This is a genomic window from Pantoea sp. B623, from assembly GCF_024814475.1.
In the GTDB taxonomy this organism is placed as follows: domain Bacteria; phylum Pseudomonadota; class Gammaproteobacteria; order Enterobacterales; family Enterobacteriaceae; genus Pantoea; species Pantoea ananatis.
In genome coordinates this window covers 890186-915410 of record NZ_JANUXM010000004.1, presented here as the reverse complement: position 1 = coordinate 915410, position 25225 = coordinate 890186, and the positions used below count along the sequence as shown (strand labels likewise).

Genomic DNA, 25225 nt, shown 5'->3' with positions numbered 1-25225 from the left:
CAACAACGTGAATAAATAATGCATCAAGATAAAGATCTCTCAACGTGGCAGACATTCCGTCGACTCTGGCCGATGATCGCACCCAACAAAGCTGGCTTAATTGTGGCGGCTACGGCCCTGATTATTAATGCCGCAGGCGATACGTTAATGCTCTCCCTGTTGAAGCCTTTGCTGGATGACGGCTTTGGTAAAGCGGACAGGTCCGTGATGCTGTGGATGCCGTTGGCAGTTATTGGCTTGATGCTGGTTCGCGGCGTAAGTAGCTATATTTCCAGCTACTGCATTTCCTGGGTATCCGGGAATGTGGTCATGAACATGCGTCGGCGTCTGTTCAGTCATATGATGGGCATGCCGGTGGCCTTCTTCGATCAGCAGTCTACGGGTACGCTCCTCTCGCGTATCACCTATGACTCGGAGCAGGTTGCATCGTCTTCATCAGGCGCACTGGTCACGGTCGTGCGCGAAGGCGCGTCCATCATCGGCCTGTTTATCATGATGTTCTATTACAGCTGGCAGCTGTCGCTGATTCTCATCGTGCTCGCCCCCATTGTTTCCTTTGCCATTCGTATGGTGTCGAAGCGTTTCCGCAACATCAGCAAATCCATGCAAAACACCATGGGGCAGGTGACAACCAGTGCCGAGCAGATGCTGAAAGGGCATAAAGAAGTGCTGATTTTTGGCGGACAGGAAATCGAATCGGCGCGTTTTGCCAAGGTCAGCAACCGTATGCGCCAGCAGGGTATGAAGCTGGTGTCAGCGTCCTCGATCTCCGATCCGGTTATTCAGCTGATTGCCTCGCTGGCGCTGGCGTTTGTGCTTTATGCGGCGAGTTTCCCCAGCGTGATGGATACCTTGACCGCCGGTACGATCACTGTGGTGTTCTCATCCATGATTGCGCTGATGCGCCCGCTGAAGTCACTGACCAACGTGAATGCTCAGTTCCAGCGTGGTATGGCGGCCTGCCAGACGCTGTTCTCCATTCTGGACAGCGAGCAGGAAATTGACAACGGTAAGCGTGAAATTACCCGCGCAAAAGGGGATGTCGAGTTCCGTAATGTGACATTTACCTATCCGGGCCGTGAAACGCCTGCCTTGAAAGACATTAATCTGGCGCTGCCGGCAGGCAAAACGGTAGCCCTGGTGGGGCGTTCAGGCTCGGGTAAATCGACCATGGCAAGCCTGCTGACCCGTTTTTATGATATTCAGCAGGGCAACATTTTGCTGGATGGCTACGATTTGCGCGAGTACACCTTATCGTCATTGCGTAATCAGGTCGCGCTGGTGTCGCAAAATGTGCACCTGTTTAATGATACCGTCGCCAATAACATTGCCTATGCGCGCAGCGAGCAGTACAGCCGTGAGGAGATTGAAAAAGCGGCGACCATGGCTCATGCCATGGATTTTATCAATAAAATGGATAAAGGGCTGGATACGGTTATCGGCGAAAACGGCGTCCTGTTGTCTGGCGGTCAGCGTCAACGTATCGCCATTGCGCGTGCGTTACTGCGCGACTGTCCTATCCTGATTCTTGACGAGGCCACTTCGGCGCTGGATACGGAATCTGAGCGTGCTATTCAGTCAGCCCTGGATGAGTTGCAGAAAAACCGTACTTCCCTGGTGATTGCACACCGCCTGTCGACTATCGAAAAAGCGGATGAAATTGTGGTCGTGGAAGAGGGCAAAATTATCGAGCGCGGCACGCATGCCGTGCTCCTTGCGGAAAAAGGCGCCTATGCCCAACTTCATAAAATGCAATTTGGCCAATGATTGAGCGCATCTGGAGCCGGCGATCGCCTTTATGGGTACTGCTATGGCCACTTAGTGTGCTATACGGGGCGATTACGGCATTGATCCGCTTCAGTTTTCAACGCGGCTGGCGCAAAAGCTGGCGTGCGCCCGTGCCTGTCGTGGTGGTCGGGAATTTAACCGCAGGCGGGAACGGCAAAACGCCGGTGGTGATTTGGCTGGTAGAGGCCCTGCAACAACGCGGCCTGCGTGTTGGCGTGATTTCACGAGGCTATGGCGGTAAAGCAGACCATTATCCGTTGCAGGTCACTGCCGCAACCGCCACTGAACAGGCGGGTGACGAACCCGTTCTGATCGCCCAGCGCACGGCTGCGCCCGTGGCTGTTGCGCCGCGCCGCCGTGAGGCCATTGACCTTCTCCTGAAGCATCACGAACTGGATCTGATTGTGACTGACGATGGTCTGCAGCATTACGCCTTGCAGCGCGATCGGGAGATTGTCGTGGTGGATGGCGTGCGCCGTTTCGGCAACGGCTGGTGGTTACCTGCTGGCCCAATGCGCGAACGCGCTTCACGTCTCAAAACGGTGGATGCCGTTATCGTCAACGGCGGCGAACCGCAGGCAGGTGAAATTGCGATGCAACTGCGCCCGGGCAGGGCGACGCATCTGCTGAGCGGCGAACAACGCCCGCTCAGCACCTTTCATAACGTTGTTGCTATGGCGGGAATTGGTCATCCGCCACGCTTCTTTAATACCTTAAAGCAGCAGGGGTTAACGCCTGTAGCGGAAATCGCTTTTGCCGACCACCATGCTTACAGCGAAGAAGAACTTTCACGTCTGCTGCAGCCTGAGCAGATGCTGTTGATGACCGAAAAAGATGCGGTTAAGTGCCGGGCATTCGCACAACCCTCGTGGTGGTATCTGCCGGTTGATGCACAACTGCACGCCGAGGCAGCCACCTTGCTGTTAGAGGATATAGAAAACCTTTGCCGTACGTCTGCACACCGGGCAAAGTACTAACCTCCCCATCTGATAAGGAAGAGAATGAGCATACATTCACTTTCGCGACAGCAGGCACGTAACATCCACCTCGCAGCTCAGGGTCTGCTCCGTCCGGCAGCCCGCCGGGCGCGTCAGCAGGACATTCCAGACTGTATTACCCGAATGGCCTTACTACAAATCGACACCATCAATGTGGTTGCCCGAAGCCCTTATCTGGTGCTGTTTAGTCGTTTAGGGGATTACCCTCAATCCTGGCTGGATACATCCCTGGCTCAGGGGGACATTTTTGAGTACTGGGCCCACGAAGCCTGCTTTATTCCGCGCAACGATTACAAATTACTGCGACATCGCATGCTCTCGCCCGAACGCCTGGGCTGGAAATACAGTGCGCAATGGGCTGCCGAGTATCAGCAGGAGATGGCCGATTTACTGACCTACATCCGCGATAACGGCCCCGTCAGATCGGCCGATTTTGCCACCGAAAAAAATCATAAACCGGGATGGTGGGCGTGGAAACCGCACAAGCGGCATCTCGAAAATCTGTTTAGCGCAGGTGAATTGATGGTAGCAGAGCGCCGAAATTTTCAGCGAGTCTACGATTTACGCACCCGGGTGATGCCGGACTGGCAGGATGCGATCCACGCGATCGGCGAGGATGAAGCGATCCAATTGATGTTGATGAACAGTGCGCGCAGCCTGGGGATTTTTCGCAGTGAATGGCTGGCCGATTATTACCGGCTGAAACAGGCACCGATCAAAGCCTTTATCCAATCGGCGCAGGTCGCGGGAGACATTATTCCGGTCGAGGTCAAGGGGATGGGCGCGATGTGGCTGCACCAGAGCGCGCTGCCCGGATTAACGACGCCTTTGAAAGCGACGCACACCGCGCTGTTATCCCCATTTGATCCCGTAGTCTGGGATCGAAAGCGGGCGCGAGAACTGTTTGATTTTGACTACCGTATCGAATGCTACACGCCTGCCGAAAAGCGCAGGTACGGTTACTTCGTTTTACCTTTGCTGCATCGTGGTCAGCTTAAAGCCCGGCTGGATGCACGAATGATTCGCGCGTCACGTCAGTTGGAGATCAAAAATATCTGGCTGGAGCACGACGTCTCTGTCACCACCTCCTTTCTCCAGGATGCACAACGGGCAATTACCCGTTTCGCGCGCTGGCAGGGTGCAGAGACGGTCGTGTTACAGCAGGCTCCTCCGGCATTGCGGGCACACTGGCCGCGGTTATGGTCGCTGGATAATTCGTGATGCCACAACCGGTGTGGTTTACCCGCTCTTATCAACGCTGTGATATGCTTTAGCGCTTACGCTATCGGTCCGTGATGGAGGATATATGGATCACCGTTTACTCGAAATCGTTGCCTGCCCGGTTTGCAATGGCAAGCTGTATTACAACAACGAACAGCAAGAACTGATCTGCAAGCCCGATGCACTGGCTTTTCCGGTGCGCGATGGCATTCCGGTCCTGTTGGAAAAGGAAGCCCGTACGTTGTCGGTTGAAGAGATCCATCCATGAGTTTTATTGCCATCATTCCTGCTCGTTATGCCTCAACCCGTCTACCCGGTAAACCCTTGGTCGATATTCATGGCAAGCCGATGGTGGTACATGTGATGGAACGCGCGCGCGAATCCGGTGCCAGCCGGGTTATCGTGGCGACCGATCACCCGGATGTGGCCAGCGCAGTGGAAGCGTCGGGAGGCGAAGTCTGCATGACGCGCGCCGATCATCATTCAGGCACAGAACGCCTTGCCGAAGTGATTGAGAAGTATCAGTTCGCAGACGATCAAATTATCGTCAATGTTCAGGGCGATGAGCCTATGATCCCGGCCGAAATCGTGCACCAGGTGGCGAATAATCTGGCGCAGTCTGAGGCCGGTATGGCGACGCTGGCCGTGCCCATTACCGATGCAGAAGAAGCCTTTAATCCTAACGCCGTGAAAGTCGTTATGGATGCCAAAGGCTATGCGCTGTATTTTTCTCGTGCGACCATTCCCTGGGACCGCGAGCGCTATGCGGAATCACGCGATCGCATCGGCGATACGCTGCTCCGGCACATTGGCATTTACGCCTACCGGGCAGGCTTTATTCGCCGTTACATCGACTGGGCACCTTGTCCCCTTGAGCAGATTGAATTACTCGAGCAGCTCCGGGTGCTGTGGTACGGCGAAAAGATTCACGTGGCGGTAGCAAAAACGGTGCCGGGCGTTGGGGTCGATACGCCAGAGGACCTAATTCGTGTGCGCGCTGCCATGCGCGGCTGAGGTCATCCGTCAGTTTCAGGGCGTGACTACGGCTCTCCGCTCTTCTGATTACCCGATTGAAGGATGCGCGCGGCGTCGTGCGCATCCTTCAACGCTTTTACGAAGCGGGTGTTTCGGCGGGGGGATTAATGCGTTGCAATGCACTGCCGAGCGTTTCATAGATGGCGCGTTCGCTGTGGCCCATCCACAGCGGAGAAGGAAAAGCCCGCTCCCACCAGTTGAGCGGGGAGGTAATTGCCAACTGGTTCGCCGGTGCGGCAATCGGGTTAAGCCCTGCCTGCTGGAAGAAACGCATGGCACGCGGCATATGATTCGCTGATGTGACCAGCAAAAAGGAATGATGCCCGATCACTGCGCTGACCGCCCGCGCTTCCTGCTCAGTATCCTTGGGTTGATCCAGAATATGAATATGAGCGTCAGGTACGCCAAGGCTTTCGGCGACCTGTGCGGCCACCCACGCATTACTTTTGGGATTGTGCCCTGCAGCAGCACCGGTAAAGACCATCGTTGCCTGCGGGTTACGCAGCCACTGACGCACGCCCTCTGTCACGCGAGGCAAACTGTTATTCAACAAGTTTGAGCTGGGTGCCCAGGCAGGATTGTAGGTATAGCCTCCACCCAGTACCACGATGTAATCCACTTTCTGGCTACCATTCCATGTCGAATAGTGCGACTCCACCGGCAATAACAGGCGGTCTGCCACAGGCTGTAGGCTAATCAGTAATATTATCAGCCAGCTCACCGAGATGAGTATTTTGCCGCTTTTCTGCCAGCGGCTGAACCAAAGCAGTAAAATGCCTGCCGCCATCAGTAAAAGCAGAAAAGGCAAGGGCAGCAACAGGTTACCGACGGCCTTTTTCAGCATAAAAACCATGTAAAAAACCTCTTGTTGTCCGAAAAAACAGCAGCCAGAGCGCAAGAATGGTATCAAAGCTTCATTCTTACCGTACCTGTGACAAAATAGCATATGTTTCACCGCAGCATACCGGAGCCCACGCCATGCAGGATCGTAACTTTGACGATCTCGCGGATAAATTTTCGCAAAACATTTACGGCACAACCAAAGGCCTGGTGCGTCAGGCCATCTTATGGGATGAGCTGGAAACGATTCTTCCCAGCCTGTCATCCTCCGCGCTGAACGTATTGGATGCGGGCGGCGGCATCGGTCAGATGTCCAGCGGGCTGGCTGGGCGGGGCCACCAGATACTGCTGTGCGATCTTTCCGGAGAGATGTTACGCCGTGCCCAGGAAAATGCGGATGCGCTGGGTGTGAGCCACAACATGCAATTCAAACAAATTAGCGCGCAGCAGGTCGGTGAACATTTGGATAAGCCGGTGGATCTGGTATTGTTTCACGCTGTGCTTGAGTGGGTTGCGGAACCTGAAGCGGTGTTAAAAGCCTTGTTTGATACACTGCGCCCCGGCGGCGTGCTGTCGTTGATGTTTTACAACCTGCATGGGTTAACATTACGCACCCTGACGCTGGGCAACTTTGGTTATCTGCGCACTAACTTGACCAAACGCAAGAAGCGCACGCTGTCACCGGACTATCCCCGCGATCCCGATGACGTGTATCGTTGGCTGGAGAACTGTGGTTTTCAGATTGAACGGCGTGCCGGGATTCGCGTATTTAGCGATTATATGAAGCCGCCTAAAGGCGAGCCAAAGAGCGACGACGAAATTATTGAGATGGAGCGGCGCTTTTGCCGCCAGGAACCCTTTTTAAGCTTAGGGCGTTACATCCACGTGACCGCGCGCAAACCCGGGCAGAAGGACGAATTATGAGTGAATTTTCCCAGACGGTACCGGAGCTGGTATCCTGGGCGCGCAAGAATGACTTCTCGCTTGCGCTGCCAGTTGAACGTCTGGCTTTTTTGCTGGCCATCGCCACGCTAAATGGCGAACGCATGGACGGTGAAATGAGCGAAGGTGACCTGATTGATGCGTTTCGTCACGTCAGCAAAGCCTTTGAGCAAACCAGTGAAACGGTGTTGGTACGCGCCAACAACGCCATCAACGATATGGTGCGCCAGCGCCTGTTAAACCGCTTTACCAGTGAGTTAACCGAGGGCAATGCGATTTATCGCCTGACCCCGTTGGCCATTGGCATCACTGATTACTATATTCGCCAGCGGGAATTCTCCACGCTGCGCCTGTCAATGCAGCTTTCTATCGTGGCGGCGGAGCTGAAGCGCGCCGCGGATGCGGCTCAGGAAAACGGCGATGAATTTCACTGGCACCGCAACGTGTTCGCGCCGCTGAAATATTCGGTGGCCGAAATTTTCGACAGTATCGATATGACGCAGCGCCTGATGGATGAGCAACAGCAGGCGGTTAAGACGGACATTGCCGAACTGCTGAACAAAGACTGGCGAGCCGCGATTTCGAGCTGTGAAATGTTGCTGTCGGAAACCTCAGGTACGCTGCGTGAACTGCAGGATACGCTGGAGGCAGCGGGCGATAAGCTGCAGGAAAATCTGCTGCGCATTCAGGATGCCACGCTGGACAGCCCGGATCTGGGTTTTGTCGACAAACTGGTTTTCGATTTGCAAAGCAAACTCGATCGCATTACCAGTTGGGGGCAACAGGCCATCGATCTCTGGATTGGCTACGATCGCCACGTGCACAAATTCATTCGTACCGCCATCGATATGGACAAAAACCGCGTTTTCGCCCAGCGTTTGCGTGTTTCTGTGCAGAACTATTTTGATGCGCCCTGGGCGCTCACCTATGCCAACGCCGAACGTCTGTACGATATGCGTGACGACGAACTGACGCTGCGCAATGACGAAGTTATGGGCGAATTGCCGGCCGAGCTGGAGTTTGAAGAATTCAATGAAATTCGCGAGCAACTGGCGGCCATGATTGAAGAAGCCTTAGAGATTTATAAAACGCAGCAAAAACCGCTCAACCTCGCCGCTGTGATGCGCGACTATCTGGCTCAATATCCACGCGCGCGTCACTTTGACCTGGCGCGTATTGTGGTGGATCAGGCCGTGCGGCTCGGCGTAGCGGAAGCCGATTTAGCCGGCTTGCCTGTGGAATGGCAAGCCATTAATGATTACGGAGCCAAGGTGCAGGCACATGTCATCGACAAATATTGAACAAGTGATGCCGGTTAAACTGGCACAGGCACTGGCAAATCCGATTTTTCCGGCGCTGGACAGCCAGTTACGCGCCGGACGCCACATTGGCATCGAAGAGCTGGACAATCACGCTTTTCTGATGGATTACCAGCAGTATCTGGAAGAGTTTTACACCCGCTACAACGTTGAGCTGATTCGCGCGCCAGAGGGATTCTTCTATCTGCGTCCGCGTTCAACCACGCTCATTCCCCGTTCTGTCCTGTCTGAGCTGGATATGATGGTCGGTAAAATCCTTTGCTATCTCTATCTCAGCCCGGAACGCTTGGCGAATGAAGGCATTTTTACCCAGCAGGAACTTTATGACGAGCTGCTGTCTCTGGCGGATGAAAGTAAACTGCTGAAACTGGTTAACCAGCGCTCAACCGGCTCGGATCTCGATCGCGCCAAGCTGCAGGAAAAAATGCGTGCGTCTTTAAGCCGCCTGCGCCGTCTTGGCATGGTGTGGTTTTTTGGCAACGACAGCAGCAAGTTCCGTATTATCGAGTCCGTTTTTCGCTTCGGCGCCGATGTGCGCAGCGGTGACGATCCGCGGGAAGCGCAGCTGCGCCTGATTCGTGACGGTGAGGCAATGTTGCTGGATAACGCCACGGCCACGACTGAGGCTGATGACAGTGATGAGAATGACAGCGATGCGGGTGATATCGCGGAGGAAGAACAGGCATGATTGAACGCGGCAAATTTCGTTCGCTAACGCTGATCAACTGGAACGGTTTTTTTGCCCGAACCTTTGATCTCGATGAACTGGTCACCACGCTGTCGGGCGGTAACGGGGCAGGCAAGTCAACCACCATGGCGGCCTTTGTAACGGCGCTGATCCCTGACTTAACGCTGCTGCACTTCCGTAACACGACCGAAGCGGGCGCGACCTCAGGCTCACGTGATAAAGGCCTGCACGGTAAACTCCGTGCCGGTGTTTGCTATGCCATGCTGGACGTCGTCAATTCACGTCACCAACGCGTGGTGGCGGGCGTCAGACTGCAGCAGATCGCCGGACGCGATAAGAAAGTCGATATCAAACCTTTCAGTATTCATGGTTTACCTACAGATACGCTGCCTACTGATATGCTGACGGAAATCCTCAACAGCCGCCAGGCGCGCGTGTTACCGCTTAATGAGGTAAAAGAACGCGTTGAGGCGCTGGAAGGCGTTCAGTTCCGTCAGTACAGCTCGGTCACCGACTATCACGCCATGATGTTTGATCTCGGCGTTGTCCCGCGTCGTCTGCGTTCGGCCAGCGATCGCAGCAAGTTTTACCGCCTGATTGAAGCCTCTCTTTACGGCGGTATCTCCAGTGCGATTACCCGCTCGCTACGTGATTATCTGTTGCCGGAAAACAGCGGCGTGCGTAAAGCCTTTCAGGATATGGAAGCGGCGCTGCGCGAGAACCGTATGACGCTGGAAGCGATCCGCGTCACCCAGTCGGATCGTGACCTGTTTAAGCACCTAATTTCTGAGGCCACCAGCTATGTGTCGGCGGATTATATGCGTCATGCCAACGAGCGACGCATCCACCTCGACAGCGCCTTACAGCTGCGCAATGAGCTGCTCAGCGGTCGCAAACAGCTGGCTTCTGAACAGTACCGCCATGTAGAGATGGCGCGCGAGCTGGCCGAACATAGCGGGGCGGAAAACGATCTCGAAGTCGATTATCAGGCGGCGAGCGATCACCTGAATCTGGTGCAGACGGCGATGCGCCAGCAGGAAAAAATCACGCGCTATGACAGCGATATTGAAGATCTTACGATCCGTCTGGAAGAGCAGAGCGAAGTCGTTGCTGAAGCGCGCGAAATCCAGGAAGAAAATGAGGCCCGTGCCGAAGCCGCAGAACTGGAAGTGGATGAGCTGAAGAGCCAGTTGGCCGATTTTCAGCAGGCGCTGGATGTGCAGCAAACCCGTGCTATTCAGTATCAACAGGCATTACAGGCGCTGGAACGCGCCCGCACGCTCTGTCAGTTGCCAGACTTAACCATCGATAATGCCACCGAATGGCAGGCCAGTTTCCAGGCGAAAGAAGAAGAAGCCACCGGGCAACTGCTGAATCTGGAGCAGAAGCTGAGCGTAGCTGAAGCCGCCCACAGCCAGTTTGAACAGGCGTTATCACTGGTCACCAGCATTGCCGGTGAGGTTAGCCGCAAAGAAGCCTGGCAGGTCGGGCGCGATCTGCTGCGCGATGCCAGCAATCAACGTCACCATGCCGATCAGCTTTCCTCCCTGCGCCTGCGCCTGAATGAACTTGAACAGCGCCTGCGTGAGCAGCAGGAAGCCGAGCGTCTGCTGTCAGAGTTCTGTAAACGTCAGGGGCAGCACTACGATCCTGACGCGCTGGAAGGCCTTCAGCGTGAGCTTGAAGCGCAAATCGAGCAGCTGAACAGCAGCGTGGCAGACGCGGGCGAACAGCGCATGATGATGCGTCAGGAACTTGAGCAACTGCGCGAACGTATCACCGCGCTGACCGCGCGCGCGCCGCACTGGCTGGCCGCGCAAGAAATCCTGACTCAGCTCAGTGAGCAAACCGGTCAGGACCTGGCCAACAGCCAGGATGTGACGGAATACATGCAGCTGCTGCTGGAGCGCGAGCGTGAAACCACCGTTGAGCGTGACGAAGTAGCAGCCCGCAAGCGTGAAATTGAGCAGCAGATTGAACGCCTCAGCCAACCGGGCGGTGCCGAAGATCCTCGCCTGAATCAGCTGGCTGAGCGATTTGGCGGCGTACTGTTGTCGGAAATTTATGATGACGTAACGCTGGACGATGCGCCTTACTTTTCTGCCTTATACGGCCCATCGCGGCACGCCATTGTCGTACCCGATCTGTCGCTGGTGCGCGAGCAACTCGATGGCTTAGAAGAGTGTCCGGAAGATCTGTACCTGATTGAAGGGGATCCGCAGTCGTTTGATGACAGCGTGTTTAGCGTAGACGAGCTACAGAACGCCGTCGTGGTAAAAGTCGCCGAGCGTCAGTGGCGCTATTCCCGCTTCCCGAAAATCCCGCTGTTTGGTCGGGCGGCGCGCGAAAACCAGCTTGAATTACTCAATAACGAGCGCGACCGGCTGGCGGAACGTTACGCCACCTTGTCGTTTGACGTACAGAAGACGCAACGTCTGCATCAGTCATTTAGTCGCTTTATCGGCAGCCATCTTGCGGTGGCCTTTGATGATGACCCAGAAGCGCAAATCCGTCAGCTCGGCGCCCGTCGCGGTGAGCTGGAACGTGCGCTCAATCAGCATGAAAGTAATAATCAGCAACAGCGTCAGCAGTATGAACTGGCCAAAGAGGGCGTTGCACAGCTTAACCGCCTGCTGCCGCGCATCAGTCTGCTGCGAGATGAGACGCTGGCGGATCGCTGTGAGGAGATTCGCGAGCAGGTTGAAGAGGCACAGGAGGCCGCGCGTTTCCTCCATTTACATGGCGCAAAACTGGCCAGACTGGAGCCGATGCTTGCGGTACTGCAAAGCGATCCTGAACAGCATGAGCAGTTGCAGGCGGATTACCAGCAGGCGCAGCAACAGCAACGTAACGCGCGTCAGCAGGCGTTTGCCTTGACAGAAGTGGTGCAGCGTCGTGCGCATTTCGGCTATGACGACTCTGCCAGCATGCTGGGCGGCAACAACGATCTCAGCGACAAACTGCGTCAAAGGCTGGAGCAGGCAGAAGCCGAGCGCAGCCGCTGTCGTGAGCGTTTGCGCGCCCATCAGTCGCAGCTGACGCAATATTCTCAGGTGCTGGCATCGCTTAAAAGCGCCTATGATGCCAAGCGCGATATGCTGAAAGAGCTGCAGCAGGAAATGCAGGATATCGGTGTTCAGGCCGATGCCAGCGCGGAAGAACGCGCGCGTATCCGCCGCGATGAACTTTATACGGCGTTAAGTCACAACCGCGCCCGCCGTAATCAGCTGGAGAAACAGCTCACTTTCTGCGAAGCAGAAATGGACAACCTGCAGAAAAAACTGCGCCAGCTTGAACGTAACTATCACCAGATCCGCGAACAGGTGGTGAGTGCTAAGGCGGGCTGGTGCCTGGTGCTGCGTCTGGTGAAAGATAACGGTGTTGAACGTCGTCTGCATCGTCGTGAACTGGCTTATCTCAGTGGCGATGAACTGCGTTCCATGTCGGATAAGGCGCTGGGCGCACTGCGCCTGGCGGTGGCCGATAACGAACATCTGCGCGATGTGCTGCGTTTGTCTGAAGATCCGAAACGCCCGGAACGTAAGATTCAGTTTTTCATCGCCGTGTATCAACATCTGCGCGAACGTATCCGCCAGGATATCATTCGCACGGACGATCCGGTTGAAGCCATCGAGCAGATGGAGATTGAACTCAATCGACTGACGGAAGAGCTGACGGCCCGTGAGCAAACCCTGGCTATCAGTTCACGCAGCGTCGCGAATATTATTCGTAAAACGATTCAGCGTGAACAGAACCGTATCCGCCAACTGAATCAGGGGCTGCAAACCGTGAGCTTTGGTCAGGTGCGCAGCGTCCGGCTAAACGTCAACGTGCGCGAAACGCATGCCATGCTGCTGGACACCTTGTCTGAAGAGCACGAACAGCATCAGGATCTGTTTAACAGCAACCGACTCACGTTCTCGGAAGCGCTGGCTAAACTCTACCAGCGTCTGAATCCGCATATTGATATGGGGCAGCGTACACCACAAACCATCGGTGAAGAGCTACTGGATTACCGTAACTACCTTGAGATGGAAGTCGAGGTCAACCGGGGTTCAGATGGCTGGTTGCGTGCCGAAAGTGGCGCGCTTTCCACCGGTGAGGCCATTGGTACGGGGATGTCAATTCTGGTCATGGTGGTGCAGAGCTGGGAAGAGGAATCACGTCGCCTGCGCGGTAAAGATATTTCGCCTTGCCGTCTGCTGTTCCTGGATGAAGCCGCACGTCTGGATGCGCGCTCAATCGCGACCCTGTTTGAACTCTGTGAGCGACTGGAGATGCAGCTGGTGATCGCGGCGCCAGAAAATATCAGTCCGGAGAAGGGCACCACCTATAAACTGATGCGTAAAGTGTTTAACAACACCGAGCACGTTCACGTGGTAGGATTGCGGGGCTTCGCGGCCGATCCACTGCCCGTGAAACGCAGCAGCGAAGCCGATCCGGCGAGTGAAACCACGACATAATATTCACGATGCAGAGATAGTCAAAAACAGCGCCATTAGTTAATCTGGTAACGGCATTTGTCACAGGAGGCAAATGCCGTTTTTATTTGTATACTCAATAATATGAGTAACAGCCCGATCGCAGTTGTTTCCTGACAGGCTGCGCGGTAGATCAATGAAGGGGGCAGGGATGTTACTGTATAAACGCTTCAAAATTCATCAGGTTAGTTCGTGGCTGACGCTAGCGCTCACGCTCATTCCCTGTGCAATGGCTCAGGCTGCGATCATCGCCGCGATGCCCGGTACGCACGCGGCGTACGCCACCACATCCGTCAGTGAGAGTCAGCAGAAGATTCGCCTGGCGTTTTCAGGCGACAGCCAGCCTTTTTACGGTGCTTCTCTGGCCGCGCTCTACGCCGCGCGTAACATGCAGCCGATCTGGCAGGATCATGAAGCCGTACAGAAATTTCAGCAGCAGCTGGCAGAGGTTGCCCTCTCCGGCGTGCAGCCGCAGTTTACCCGCTGGGTCGATCGCCTGACCGATCCTGACATCACAGGCTTTGCCCGTGATGTCACGTTGTCTGATGCGATGTTGGGCTATTTGCAGTTTGTCTCCTCGGTGCCTGCTCAGGGAGAAACGTGGCTGTACAGCACCACGCCCTACAAGCTGGCTGTGCCTTCTGTATCCGTGATCAATGCTTGGCAAAATGCCGTCAATGCGGGCAGTTCGGCGGCGTTTGTTAATTCACTGGTGCCGCAGCATCCGCAGTATCCACTCATGCATAAGGCCCTGAAAAGCCTGCTTGAAGATAAACAACCCTGGCCACAAATTAAAAATCGCGACACGTTACGACCTGGACAGGTCAGTGACGATGTGCCGGCGTTGCGGGAAATTCTTCGCCGCAGCGGCATGCTGAGTGCACAGGTAACCGCACCCGCGCCCAATGAGGATGCCGTTCCCACCGCACCCGTTGCCGTCAGCCACAGCGAGCAGCCTGTCGCCGTGAGCCCTTCGGCCGTCACGGTTAACGATATACCTGCTGCGGCACCCGGTGTTCAGGGTAACGTCCAGAATGCTCCCGCTGCGCCCGGCGGTGTGAATGTTTATAACGATGAGCTGGTCGCGGCGGTAAAACGCTTTCAACAGTGGCAGGGGCTGGACGCCGATGGGGCGATTGGCCTGCGTACACGGGAATGGCTGAATGTCTCTCCTCAACAGCGTGCGGCCTTGCTGGCGCTGAATATCCAGCGGCTGCGTTTGCTGCCGGATGATATGCACAACGGCATTATGGTGAACATCCCCAACTATTCGCTGAATTATTACAACAACGGCACTAAAGTTCTGTCCTCCCGGGTCATCGTGGGACGACCAGATCGTAAAACGCCGTTGATGCGAAGCGCACTAAATAATGTGGTGTTGAATCCGCCCTGGAATGTGCCGACCAATCTGGTGCGTCAGGACATTATTCCTAAGGTGAAACAGGACCCAACCTATCTGTATAAACATGGATATACGCTGCTGTCTGGCTGGAGCGCCGATTCCGAAGTCATCGATCCCAGCATGATTGACTGGAGCATGGTGTCAGCCTCATCTTTCCCTTACCGCATACGTCAGGCACCTGGGCAAACCAATTCACTCGGTCGCTATAAGTTTAATATGCCAAGCTCGGATGCGATTTATCTGCATGACACGCCGAACCACAATCTGTTTCAGCGCGATATTCGTGCGCTCAGCTCGGGCTGCGTGCGCGTGAATAAAGCTTCGGAACTGGCCGGTATTCTGTTGCAGGATGTCGGCTGGAATGACGCGCGTATCTCTGACACGCTCAAGCAGGGCGACACGCGCTATGTACCCATTCGGCATCGCATCCCGGTTAACTTGTATTATTTAACGGCCTGGGTTGCGGATGACGGCAAAACGCAGTTCCGTACAGATATTTACAATTATGATAATACGGCGCGTTCGGCGAGCCAGGTCTTAAGCCGTGCGCAGCAGTTATTACTCTAATAGTTGATTTTCAATCGTTAGTCGTACGGTATGTCCGTTATTCAGTCCTGTCATTCAGGCGGCTTTATCCGGAGCCGCCTTCCAAACTTGCCCACAATGGGTTGACGTGCTACCGCCATAAAGTTATGGTTCGCCAGTACGTTTTTTGCACATGTCTTTGACTCTGCTTTCAGGTAAACCGCTCCATGTCTACAATCGATTCTTTACGTCGCAAACTGCTGCTTTGCGGAAGTGCCGCTGCCGGCCTGGCCTTACTGCCAGAGACCGCGATGGCATCACTCTCCACTTCACGCCCGCGGATATTAACGCTCAATAATCTTCACACTGGTGAAACCCTTAAAACGGAATTCTTTAACGGTAAAAGTTACGACAAAAGTGAATTGTCACGCCTGAACCACTTTTTCCGCGACTACCGTGCCAATAAAACCAAAAGTATCGATCCCCACTTATTTGACCAGCTCTATCGCCTTCAGGCGCTGTTAGAAACGCGCAAACCCGTCCAGCTCGTCTCCGGCTATCGCTCACTGGCGACGAACAATATGCTGCGGGAATCCGGGCCCGGTGTGGCAAAACACAGTTATCACACCAAAGGCCAGGCGATGGATTTCCACATTGAAGGGGTGACGCTGGCGAATGTTCGCAAAGCCGCATTAAAAATGCGTGCCGGTGGTGTAGGATATTATCCCAGCAGCAACTTTGTACATATTGATACCGGTCCCGTCAGGCACTGGTAGTAACGTCGGCAACGCTGCGGGTGCCGACCATGGAGCGTTATGAATTATCACATTATCCCCGTCACCGCCTTCGCCCAGAACTGTTCGGTTATCTGGTGCGAAACCACGCGTGAATCGGCCCTGGTGGACCCGGGTGGCGATGCCGATACCATCAGGCAAACGCTGGCGCAGCTTGATTTGAAGCCTGCACAGATTCTGCTTACGCATGGTCACCTCGATCATGTTGGGGCAGCGGCAGAACTGGCTGCATTCTGGCAGGTGCCGCTGGTCGGCCCGCAAAAGCAGGATGCTTTCTGGCTGGAATCCTTACCTACTCAAAGCCAAATGTTTGGGCTGGAATATTGTGCCCCGTTGACGCCGGATCGCTGGCTGGAGGAGGGGGATACCGTTCAGGTTGGTCAGGTCACGCTTGATGTGCTGCACTGTCCCGGACATACGCCGGGGCACATTGTATTTTTTGATGCCAAAGGCCGCTTACTGGTCTCAGGTGATGTGATCTTTAGCGGCGGCGTCGGGCGTACCGACTTCCCGCAGGGTAATCATCAACATCTCATTGATGCGATAAATAATAAGCTGCTGCCGCTCGGCGACGATGTGACGTTTTTACCCGGTCACGGGCCTGTGTCAACGCTGGGGCGTGAACGTCTGACCAATCCTTTCCTGCAATAAAAAATGGGCCAGAGTGGCCCATTTTTTTATACGCGATGCGCTTAAAGTACGGCGACAATCGCCTCGCACAGTGCAGACATATTATCTGGTGTCATACCGGCAACGTTTACGCGGCCTGAATTAACGGCATAAACCCCAAACTCCTCGCGCAGGCGAATGACCTGATCTTTGGTCAGCCCACTGAACGAGAACATGCCATTCTGCTTGATGATAAAGCTGAAGTCCTGCTGCGCACCTTTATCCGCCAGGGTGTTCACAAACAGTTGGCGCATGCGCTGGATACGCTGACGCATATCAGACAGCTCTTGCTGCCAGATAGTGCGGAGCGCGTCGTTGCCCAGAATCGTGGCCACCACGGCCGCACCGTGTGACGGCGGGTTAGAATAGTTGGCGCGGATGGTGTATTTCACCTGGCTGAATGCGGTGTCGGCCGTCGCGGCATCGCCCGCAACCAGCGTAATCGCACCCACACGTTCGTTATACAGGCCGAAGTTCTTGGAATAAGAACTGGCGACAATCAGTTCCTGATGGCTGGCCGCAAAAATGCGCAGACCTTCAGCATCCTCTTCCAGACCACGGGCAAAGCCCTGGTAGGCAAAGTCAAACAGGGGCAGCCAGCCGTTAGCCAGAGAGAGCTGTGCCAGCTGTTGCCACTGCTCTGCAGTAGGATCGATACCGGTCGGGTTATGGCAGCAGCCATGGAACAGCACCACATCACCGGCTTTCACCTCTTTCAGTGAGGCCAGCATGCCGTCAAAATCCAGGGTATGGTTTGCTGCGTCATAGTACTGGTATTCGCATACCTCAAGCCCGGCGGCATTAAACACGTTTTTGTGGTTCGGCCAGCTCGGGTTGCTCACCCACACGCGCTTAACGGACGTCTGAGTAGACAGGAAATCCGCGGCGACGCGCAGTGCGCCTGTACCGCCCGGCGTCTGTGCCGTGCGGGCTCTGCCCGCCGCGATCAGGGCATTGCCTTGACCAAATAACAATTCCTGCGTGCAGTGCGCGAAATCTGGCAGACCGTCAATGCTCAGGTAATTTTTGCTGGTTTCGTGTTCAAGCAGGTACTGTTCTGCTTTCTTAACGCTGGTGAGCACCGGGGTTTTTCCGGTTTCATCTTTGTAAACACCAATACCGAGATTGATTTTATTGGGGCGGTCGTCGGCACGAAAGAGATCGGCCAGGCCAAGAATGGGGTCAGCGGGTGCAGCAGAGATCGATTCAAACATGAGTCGGGTCCAGTAGCGTGAACTTTAGCAAATGAACCATCAGGTTAACGTCAGCACGGCGAAATGCCAACCGTTTGCGATAAAATTCATCGTCTGTGCGACAGAATTACCCGTTCTTATGTTAACAGTGGGATAGCGCGGGGCTGAGCGCTAGGAAAGGGCAATAAAAAACGGAGCCGAGGCTCCGTTTTTTGTACTGCAGCAACAAAACTTAGAACTGGTAAACCAGACCAACACCAACTACGTCATCGTTAGGAATGCCGAGTGGGTTGTTTTTGTCCAGCTGGTTGATTTTGTAATCAACGTAGGTGGCCATGTTTTTGTTGAAGTAGTAGGTTGCGCCCACATCGAAGTATTTGTACAGGTCAGCATCGCCGATATTTTCGATATCTTTGGCTTTAGACTGAACGTAGGCCAGTGATGGACGCAGACCGAAGTCGAACTGATATTGTGCCACCAGTTCAATGATCTGAGCTTTATTTGCATAACCATTGGCTGAGTTAGCAGCACCATTCAGTGTGATAGCGCTTGAAATTGGTGCGGCATTGCGCATTTCACCATACATTGCTGCCAAATAGATGTTATTGGCATCGTATTTAAGTGCAGTAGCCCAACTCTCAGCGTGCTTACCAGCACCAACACCTGTAGCGATTACATTGCCATTTTTGTCAAGAATCTGGCCTTGGGCTTGGTTATTTGTACGATCACTACTGCTATATGCGCCTACGATGCCTACACCGATTGGTGAGGTATAAGACGATGATACACCCCAGCCGTCACCGTTTGCACGGCGGGTATCAGTACGGTCATTTTTGCCCTGATACTGAACAGCAAAGTTCCAGCCATCCACCAGACCAAAGAAGTTGGTGTTGCGGTAGGTCAGCAGACCGGTGCTACGACCGTTCATGAAGTTATCGGAGTTACCTGAGTCACCACCGAATACGGGCAGCATATCGGTCCAGCCGATTGCATCGTAAACCACACCGTAGTTACGGCCGTAGTCGATTGAGCCAGCATCACCGAACTTCAGACCGGCGAAGCCCAGACGGGTTTTGTTGCCGCTCTGAGCATCAGAACCTTCAGAATTGTTCGCCTGAACGTTGTATTCCCACTGACCGTAACCGGTCATCTGGTCATTAATCTGGGTTTCACCTTTGAAACCGAAGCGAACATAAGTCTGATCGCCATCGTCGCCAGCGTTATCAGAAAAAGTATGACGTGCATCAGCTTTACCGTACAGGTCCAGCTTGTTGCCGTCTTTGTTATAAACTTCTGCTGCGTTGGCTGCGCCGGCGGCGAGCAGAGCAGGGATAACCACTGCCAGAATGTTGCGCTTCATCATTATTTATTACCCTCATTGGAGTTATTTGGACACCTGCCACTGCTGTCAAGAAAACTTTACGTGAACCTTGAAAGAAGTTTGGTGTCTCCTGTGTCTGCACGCATCTTTCCATCCCCCATCGGGTAATTCTACTGCGAAAATGCTACAAAAGTCGTAATCTTGTTTCAAATATAAAAAATGTATTACAAAATGTAAAAATAACGGAACTTTGTGAGTCATATCAAAATTTACAAAAATAAAAAAAGGCCGGCGATGCCGACCTATATATATATGAATTTCTTATATTTAATGCTGAAAATCAGAAGCTCGCGTTGCGTGGCGTCCGTGGGAAGGGGATAACATCTCTTACATTTTGTACACCGGTGACATAGGCGATTAAACGTTCGAAACCTAATCCAAACCCTGAATGTGGCACGGTGCCATAGCGACGCAGATCGCGATACCACCAGTAATCTTCTTTTTTCAGCCCCATCTCTTCCAGACGCGCATCCAGCACATCCAGACGTTCCTCACGCTGAGAACCGCCAATAATTTCACCAATACCCGGCGCTAACACATCCATCGCGGCCACGGTTTTCCCGTCGTCGTTAAGGCGCATGTAGAACGCCTTAATGTCCTTGGGATAGTTTTTCACTACCACAGGCGCTTTGAAATGCTTCTCGGCAAGATAACGTTCGTGTTCAGAGGACAGATCGATGCCCCATGACACAGGGTTTTCAAAGGTCTGCCCGCAGTTCATCAAGATATCGACGGCATCGGTATAATTGACCTGGGCGAAATCGGTAGTAACAAAACGCTCCAGGCGATTAATCGCATCGTTGTCTACGCGCTCGGCAAAAAATGCCATATCGTCTGCACGCTCATCCAGCACGGCTTTGAAGACATACTTGAGCATGGCTTCCGCCAGGGCTGCCGCATCGTCTAATGAGGCGAAAGCGATTTCCGGTTCCAGCATCCAGAACTCTGCCAGATGGCGGCTGGTATTGGAGTTTTCCGCACGGAACGTGGGGCCGAAGGTGTAGATTTTCGACAAGGCGCTGGCGTAGGTTTCACCGTTCAACTGCCCTGAAACCGTCAGGAACGCCTCTTTCCCGAAGAAATCCTCCGAATAGTCGACTTTGCCCTGATCGTTGCGGGGCAGGTTTTCCATGTCCAGCGTCGAAACGCGGAACATCTCACCGGCCCCTTCAGTGTCAGAGGCGGTGATCAGCGGCGTGGAAACCCAAAAATAGCCGTTCTCATGAAAGAAGCGGTGCAGCGCCTGGGCCAGGGTATGACGAACGCGCGCCACGGCGCCAATCAGGTTGGTACGCGGACGCAGGTGGGCCACCTCGCGCAGGTATTCGATACTGTGGCGTTTTGCCGCCATTGGATAGCTGTCGGGATCTTCTACCCAGCCCACGACCTCCAGCTTTGTCGCCTGAATTTCGAATGCCTGACCCTGACCCGGAGAGGCAACAACCTTACCGGTGACGATGACGGAACAGCCGGTGGTCAGGTGCAGCACTTCGTCCTGATAATTATTCAGAGAATTATTGACGACAGCCTGAACGGGATTAAAGCAGGAGCCGTCATAGACAGCGATAAAGGAAAGACCGGCTTTTGAATCTCTTCGGGTACGCACCCAACCACGTACGGTGACTTCACTGTCAACCGCGACGCGACCGTGCAGTACATCCGCTACAGGCACTACGCTCATAAATATCTCTCTATATAGAAGAAGTGTGTGAATGAATTCCCCAGACTGGGGTGTAGCTATGTTACTTGTGAGTCAACAGGAAACAAGCAAAATTCAGGGGAATAACCGATTTATTGCAGGAAGGCGGGGCGCGATAACGCCCCGATAACAAAGACGCTAGCTGGCTTTTTTAACCAGTGGCAGATCAAAGGCTTTTCTCAGGGCCTTAACGAACGCTTTATCCTGACAGATGGTTTTGCCTGGGCTGTCGGAAAGCTTAGCGACCGGCTTACCATTACATTGCACCAGCTTAATCACGATATTGAGCGGCGTAACGCCAGGAATATCACAAGTCAGGCGCGTGCCGATGCCGAAGACGACGTTGGTACGCTGACCAAAGTGGCGATACAGCGCCAGGGATTTTTCCAGATTGAGATTATCTGAGAACACCAGCATTTTCGTGAGCGGATCGATACCCAACTGCTGATAGTGGGCCAGCGCTTTTTCGCCCCACTCAACCGGGTCACCTGAATCGTGACGCAGCCCCTGGTAACGCCGGGCGAACACCGGGCCGAAATCGCGCAGGAAGGCATCCATGGCGATACAGTCTGTGAGTGCAATGCCCAGCTTGTCGTCATATTCATCCAGCCAGGCCTGTAAGGCGGCGCGCTGACTGTTCGCCAGTACCGGACTGATTTGCTGAAAAGCCTGGAACCACTCGTGGGCCTGGGTACCCACTGGCGTGAGTGCGAGGCGACGGGCCAGATCGTAGTTACTGGTGCCCATCAGCCAGGGAAAATCCTGTTTCAGCGTGCTGACGATCGATTCCTGCACATCCTGGGAATAGCGGCGGCGGGTACCAAAATCCATCAGGCGAAAACGTGACATGTCAGTGTCGGCAACCTCAGTCTTAAAGGCAGCGAGTTTCTGATGCAGAAAATCCACGGCCTGCTGGCTGCTGATGGCTGGGGTACGGTGGCGATGGACCACTTCACTGATCAAGGCCAACAGGGGGACTTCCCACATGATCACTTCCCGCCAGGGGCCCTGGATACGAATAGCCAGCTTGCCATGATGATTGCGAACGTCTACCTGCTGCGGGTCGTAGCGAAAATTTCGCAGCCAGTTAAGGTAGTCGTCAGCAAAGAAGGGCAGATCAGATAACCAGGCATATTCAGCATCGGTCAGCGCCAGTGCCTGCATGGCGTCAATGGCTGCACGGATCTCGTCAGCATAAAAACCCAGCAATTCGTCGCTACGGCAGCGAAACTCCGCGGCCACCGTGACATCATGGTAACGGTGGAATACGGCTTGCTGCATATGGAGCTTATAAGCATCCGTATCCAGCAGCGAAGTCAGTATCGGGGAAGCATGTCCTGTCATGGCGCGTTTCGGCATCCTGTTCGGTGGCGCAGAGCCCGGTGTATTAAACGTCGTAAAAGACGCAAAAGTATAAATCACTAAGAGACAGCGATCACAGCATATTTCAGGATAGCGAGTCGAGGACGAAATGTGTCATTGTTAACAAATTGTAGCCATTTTACCTGATGTGCACGTTGTGCATGCTAAGCTCGGCGCATCATGCTTAGACGTTTGACGCGTAGGGCTTATACTTGAGTGAATAATGCAAAGACGTTGATGAATAACTACTTAATGCGGGACGGAATATGACGCAGCAGCCACAAATAAAATATCGACACGATTATCGTGCACCAGACTACACCATCACCGATATCGATTTAACCTTTGAACTCGATGAAAGCACCACGCGGGTGACGGCGGTGAGTCAGGTTAAGCGTCAGGGAGACAGCCAGGCTGAACTGCGTCTGGACGGCGAAGATCTGACGCTGATCTCGCTGGAAGTGGATGGACAGGCCTGGGCGGCCTGGCGTGAAGAGGCGGGTTGCCTGGTGCTCAGCCAGTTACCGGACAGCTTTACGCTGAAAATCGTCAATGACATTCATCCCGATCGTAACAGTGCCCTTGAAGGCTTATACAAATCCGGTGAAGCGCTCTGTACCCAGTGTGAAGCCGAAGGCTTTCGGCATATTACCTGGTATTTAGATCGCCCCGACGTGCTGGCGCGCTTCACGACCACCGTCATTGCCGACGGCAGCCGTTATCCTTTCCTGCTGTCTAACGGAAATCGCATTGACAGCGGTCAGGACGACAAGGGCCGTAACTGGGTGAAGTGGCAGGATCCGTTTCCTAAGCCCTGTTATTTGTTTGCGCTGGTCGCGGGCGATTTTGACGTGCTGCGTGACAGCTTTACTACGCGTTCGGGTCGGAATGTGGCGTTGGAGATCTTCGTCGATCGCGGCAATCTGGATCGTGCCGACTGGGCGATGACGTCATTAAAGAACAGCATGAAGTGGGATGAGGAGCGTTTCGGCCTGGAGTATGACCTCGACATCTTTATGATTGTTGCGGTGGACTTCTTCAACATGGGGGCCATGGAGAATAAAGGGCTTAACGTTTTTAACTCCAAATACGTGCTGGCCAAAGCCGAAACCGCCACCGATAAAGATTATCTGGGGATTGAGGCGGTCATCGGTCATGAATATTTCCACAACTGGACCGGTAACCGTGTGACCTGTCGCGACTGGTTCCAGCTGAGCCTGAAAGAGGGACTGACCGTGTTTCGCGATCAGGAGTTCAGTTCCGACCTGGGATCGCGTGCGGTAAACCGAATCGATAATGTGCGTATTATGCGCGGCGCGCAGTTTGCCGAGGACGCCAGCCCGATGGCGCACCCGATCCGCCCGGATCAGGTTATTGAGATGAACAACTTCTACACCTTGACGGTGTATGAAAAGGGATCAGAAGTGATCCGTATGATGCACACCTTGCTGGGCGAAGCGAATTTCCAGAAGGGCATGCAGCTCTATTTCGAACGTCATGACGGTAGCGCGGCGACCTGTGATGATTTCGTTCAGGCCATGGAAGACGCGTCTAACGTTGATCTTTCCCAGTTCCGTCGCTGGTACAGTCAGTCAGGTACACCTACGCTCTCGGTACGTGATGACTACAATCCGGAACTGGAGCAGTACACGCTTCACGTGACGCAGCACACGCCGCCGACGACCGAGCAGAAAGAGAAACTGCCTCTGCATATCCCTCTGGACATCGAACTGTATGACGGACAGGGTAAGGTCATTCCGTTGCAGCACAACGGTCATCCGGTGCATAACGTGTTGAACGTAACGGAAGAGTTCCAGACCTTTATTTTTGACAACGTTTACTTCCAGCCGGTGCCATCGCTGCTGCGTGAGTTTTCCGCGCCAGTGAAGCTCGACTACAAGTGGAGCGACGCGCAGCTGACGTTCCTGATGCGTCATGCAAGCAACGATTTTTCACGTTGGGACGCGGCGCAAAGTCTGTTGGCAACCTACCTGCGCCTCAATGTCGCGCGCCATCAGCAGGGCCAGCATCTGTCGCTGCCGTTGCATGTCGCTGATGCCTTTCGCACGGTGCTGCTGGATGCCAACAGCGATCCGGCGCTGACCGCTCTGATTCTGTCGCTGCCTGGCGAAAACGAAATCGCCGAACTGTTTGAGATTATCGATCCTCAGGCAATTGCACTGGTGCGCGAAGCTCTGGTTCGTACCCTGGCGCGGGAACTGGCAGATGAATTCTTTGCCGTTTATAACGCCAATCAGCAGGCGGAGTACCACGTTGATCATGCGGAAATCGGCAAACGTTCGCTGAAGAACATCTGTCTGTACTATCTGGCGTTTGGTGATATGGATCTGGCGGATAAACTGGTGCAGGCGCAATACCACCATGCCAATAACATGACGGATTCCCTGGCGGCACTCTCCGCTGCGGTGGCGGCACAGTTACCCTGCCGTGATGCGCTGTTAGCCGACTATGATGAGCGCTGGCACAAGGATGGCCTGGTCATGGACAAATGGTTTATGTTGCAGGCTACCAGCCCGGCGCAGAATGCCTTACTCAACGTGCGCCGTTTACTGTCACATCGTTCCTTCAGTATGGGCAACCCGAATCGCATCCGTTCACTGATTGGCGCTTTTGCTTCGGGTAATCCTTCCGCCTTCCACGCCGAAGACGGCAGCGGATATCGTTTCCTGGTGGAGATGCTGACGGATCTGAACACCCGCAATCCGCAGGTGGCTTCGCGTATGATTGAGCCATTAATTCGTCTGAAACGTTACGATGCCCACCGTCAGGCGCTGATGCGCCAGGCGCTGGAACAGTTACAAGGACTGGATAAACTGTCGGGCGATCTGTACGAGAAAATCACTAAGGCACTGAATGCCTGATAAGAA

Annotated in this window: 18 protein-coding genes; 13 read left to right on the top strand and 5 right to left on the bottom strand. The window is 54.1% G+C overall.

Annotated elements, in window-relative coordinates:
• Positions 1–18: 18 nt before the first annotated feature.
• From msbA to kdsB, 5 genes are all read left to right on the top strand, one after another.
• Positions 19–1767, top strand: a complete 1749-nt coding sequence (gene msbA / locus NXS97_RS06185; RefSeq protein ID WP_013025243.1) for a lipid A ABC transporter ATP-binding protein/permease MsbA — start codon at positions 19–21, stop codon at positions 1765–1767.
• Positions 1764–2765 (top strand): tetraacyldisaccharide 4'-kinase, encoded by a 1002-nt coding sequence (gene lpxK, locus NXS97_RS06180; protein ID WP_116219561.1) that lies wholly within the window; start codon positions 1764–1766, stop codon positions 2763–2765. The genes msbA and lpxK overlap by 4 nt, the downstream gene beginning before the upstream one ends.
• A gap of 24 nt (positions 2766–2789) precedes the next feature.
• Positions 2790–4007: a winged helix-turn-helix domain-containing protein gene (locus NXS97_RS06175; protein WP_014606191.1), complete on the top strand. Its 1218-nt coding sequence runs from the start codon at positions 2790–2792 to the stop codon at positions 4005–4007.
• A gap of 85 nt (positions 4008–4092) precedes the next feature.
• Positions 4093–4275 (top strand): Trm112 family protein, encoded by a 183-nt coding sequence (locus NXS97_RS06170; protein ID WP_259231808.1) that lies wholly within the window; start codon positions 4093–4095, stop codon positions 4273–4275.
• On the top strand, positions 4272–5021 hold the full coding sequence (kdsB, locus tag NXS97_RS06165; RefSeq protein WP_013025247.1) for a 3-deoxy-manno-octulosonate cytidylyltransferase: 750 nt from the start codon (positions 4272–4274) through the stop codon (positions 5019–5021). The genes NXS97_RS06170 and kdsB overlap by 4 nt, the downstream gene beginning before the upstream one ends.
• A 97-nt stretch (positions 5022–5118) precedes the next feature.
• On the opposite strand, the gene elyC is transcribed toward kdsB, so the two are convergent.
• Positions 5119–5895, bottom strand: coding sequence for an envelope biogenesis factor ElyC (gene elyC, locus NXS97_RS06160; protein WP_019106193.1), 777 nt, complete (start codon positions 5893–5895; stop codon positions 5119–5121).
• A gap of 125 nt (positions 5896–6020) precedes the next feature.
• Between elyC and cmoM the strand changes: the two genes are divergently transcribed.
• The 7 genes from cmoM to NXS97_RS06125 all read left to right on the top strand — a co-directional run bounded on the left by cmoM (position 6021) and on the right by NXS97_RS06125 (position 16684).
• Positions 6021–6806 (top strand): tRNA uridine 5-oxyacetic acid(34) methyltransferase CmoM, encoded by a 786-nt coding sequence (gene cmoM / locus NXS97_RS06155; protein ID WP_014606189.1) that lies wholly within the window; start codon positions 6021–6023, stop codon positions 6804–6806.
• Positions 6803–8125, top strand: coding sequence for a chromosome partition protein MukF (gene mukF, locus NXS97_RS06150; protein ID WP_013025250.1), 1323 nt, complete (start codon positions 6803–6805; stop codon positions 8123–8125). The genes cmoM and mukF overlap by 4 nt, the downstream gene beginning before the upstream one ends.
• Entirely contained in the window at positions 8106–8831 is a 726-nt protein-coding gene (mukE, locus tag NXS97_RS06145) for a chromosome partition protein MukE (protein ID WP_014606188.1), read from the top strand. The genes mukF and mukE overlap by 20 nt, the downstream gene beginning before the upstream one ends.
• On the top strand, positions 8828–13294 hold the full coding sequence (mukB, locus tag NXS97_RS06140; RefSeq protein ID WP_116219562.1) for a chromosome partition protein MukB: 4467 nt from the start codon (positions 8828–8830) through the stop codon (positions 13292–13294). The genes mukE and mukB overlap by 4 nt, the downstream gene beginning before the upstream one ends.
• A gap of 169 nt (positions 13295–13463) precedes the next feature.
• Positions 13464–15281 (top strand): L,D-transpeptidase, encoded by a 1818-nt coding sequence (gene ldtD, locus NXS97_RS06135; RefSeq protein ID WP_042678325.1) that lies wholly within the window; start codon positions 13464–13466, stop codon positions 15279–15281.
• Between the two features lie 185 nt (positions 15282–15466).
• Positions 15467–16015 carry a YcbK family protein gene (locus NXS97_RS06130; RefSeq protein ID WP_013025254.1) on the top strand — a complete coding sequence of 183 codons (549 nt, stop codon included), beginning with the start codon at positions 15467–15469 and terminating at the stop codon, positions 16013–16015.
• Between the two features lie 39 nt (positions 16016–16054).
• Positions 16055–16684, top strand: coding sequence for an MBL fold metallo-hydrolase (locus NXS97_RS06125; RefSeq protein ID WP_014593331.1), 630 nt, complete (start codon positions 16055–16057; stop codon positions 16682–16684).
• A gap of 41 nt (positions 16685–16725) precedes the next feature.
• On the opposite strand, the gene NXS97_RS06120 is transcribed toward NXS97_RS06125, so the two are convergent.
• The 4 genes from NXS97_RS06120 to pncB all read right to left on the bottom strand — a co-directional run bounded on the left by NXS97_RS06120 (position 16726) and on the right by pncB (position 22319).
• Positions 16726–17916, bottom strand: a complete 1191-nt coding sequence (locus NXS97_RS06120) for an amino acid aminotransferase (RefSeq protein WP_013025256.1) — start codon at positions 17914–17916, stop codon at positions 16726–16728.
• Positions 17917–18127: 211 nt separating this feature from the next.
• On the bottom strand, positions 18128–19258 hold the full coding sequence (gene ompF / locus NXS97_RS06115) for a porin OmpF (RefSeq protein ID WP_013025257.1): 1131 nt from the start codon (positions 19256–19258) through the stop codon (positions 18128–18130).
• Positions 19259–19556: 298 nt separating this feature from the next.
• Entirely contained in the window at positions 19557–20957 is a 1401-nt protein-coding gene (gene asnS / locus NXS97_RS06110) for an asparagine--tRNA ligase (RefSeq protein WP_013025258.1), read from the bottom strand.
• 156 nt (positions 20958–21113) lie between these two features.
• Positions 21114–22319 (bottom strand): nicotinate phosphoribosyltransferase, encoded by a 1206-nt coding sequence (gene pncB / locus NXS97_RS06105; RefSeq protein ID WP_028714994.1) that lies wholly within the window; start codon positions 22317–22319, stop codon positions 21114–21116.
• A 284-nt stretch (positions 22320–22603) separates the two neighbouring features.
• Here pncB and pepN point away from each other — a divergent pair, with 284 nt between their 5' ends.
• On the top strand, positions 22604–25219 hold the full coding sequence (pepN, locus tag NXS97_RS06100; protein ID WP_013025260.1) for an aminopeptidase N: 2616 nt from the start codon (positions 22604–22606) through the stop codon (positions 25217–25219).
• Positions 25220–25225: the final 6 nt, after the last annotated feature.

Excerpts from the sequence above, each read along its gene's own strand:
- mukB (WP_116219562.1), top strand. The coding sequence starts at position 8,828 with ATGATTGAACGCGGCAAATTTCGTTCGCTAACGCTGATCAACTGGAAC.
- ompF (WP_013025257.1), bottom strand. The coding sequence starts at position 19,258 with ATGATGAAGCGCAACATTCTGGCAGTGGTTATCCCTGCTCTGCTCGCC.
- kdsB (WP_013025247.1), top strand. The coding sequence starts at position 4,272 with ATGAGTTTTATTGCCATCATTCCTGCTCGTTATGCCTCAACCCGTCTA.
- NXS97_RS06125 (WP_014593331.1), top strand. The coding sequence starts at position 16,055 with ATGAATTATCACATTATCCCCGTCACCGCCTTCGCCCAGAACTGTTCG.
- asnS (WP_013025258.1), bottom strand. The coding sequence starts at position 20,957 with ATGAGCGTAGTGCCTGTAGCGGATGTACTGCACGGTCGCGTCGCGGTT.
- lpxK (WP_116219561.1), top strand. The coding sequence starts at position 1,764 with ATGATTGAGCGCATCTGGAGCCGGCGATCGCCTTTATGGGTACTGCTA.
- mukF (WP_013025250.1), top strand. The coding sequence starts at position 6,803 with ATGAGTGAATTTTCCCAGACGGTACCGGAGCTGGTATCCTGGGCGCGC.
- cmoM (WP_014606189.1), top strand. The coding sequence starts at position 6,021 with ATGCAGGATCGTAACTTTGACGATCTCGCGGATAAATTTTCGCAAAAC.
- msbA (WP_013025243.1), top strand. The coding sequence starts at position 19 with ATGCATCAAGATAAAGATCTCTCAACGTGGCAGACATTCCGTCGACTC.
- NXS97_RS06120 (WP_013025256.1), bottom strand. The coding sequence starts at position 17,916 with ATGTTTGAATCGATCTCTGCTGCACCCGCTGACCCCATTCTTGGCCTG.
- pepN (WP_013025260.1), top strand. The coding sequence starts at position 22,604 with ATGACGCAGCAGCCACAAATAAAATATCGACACGATTATCGTGCACCA.
- NXS97_RS06170 (WP_259231808.1), top strand. The coding sequence starts at position 4,093 with ATGGATCACCGTTTACTCGAAATCGTTGCCTGCCCGGTTTGCAATGGC.
- elyC (WP_019106193.1), bottom strand. The coding sequence starts at position 5,895 with ATGGTTTTTATGCTGAAAAAGGCCGTCGGTAACCTGTTGCTGCCCTTG.
- NXS97_RS06175 (WP_014606191.1), top strand. The coding sequence starts at position 2,790 with ATGAGCATACATTCACTTTCGCGACAGCAGGCACGTAACATCCACCTC.
- ldtD (WP_042678325.1), top strand. The coding sequence starts at position 13,464 with ATGTTACTGTATAAACGCTTCAAAATTCATCAGGTTAGTTCGTGGCTG.
- NXS97_RS06130 (WP_013025254.1), top strand. The coding sequence starts at position 15,467 with ATGTCTACAATCGATTCTTTACGTCGCAAACTGCTGCTTTGCGGAAGT.
- pncB (WP_028714994.1), bottom strand. The coding sequence starts at position 22,319 with ATGACAGGACATGCTTCCCCGATACTGACTTCGCTGCTGGATACGGAT.
- mukE (WP_014606188.1), top strand. The coding sequence starts at position 8,106 with ATGTCATCGACAAATATTGAACAAGTGATGCCGGTTAAACTGGCACAG.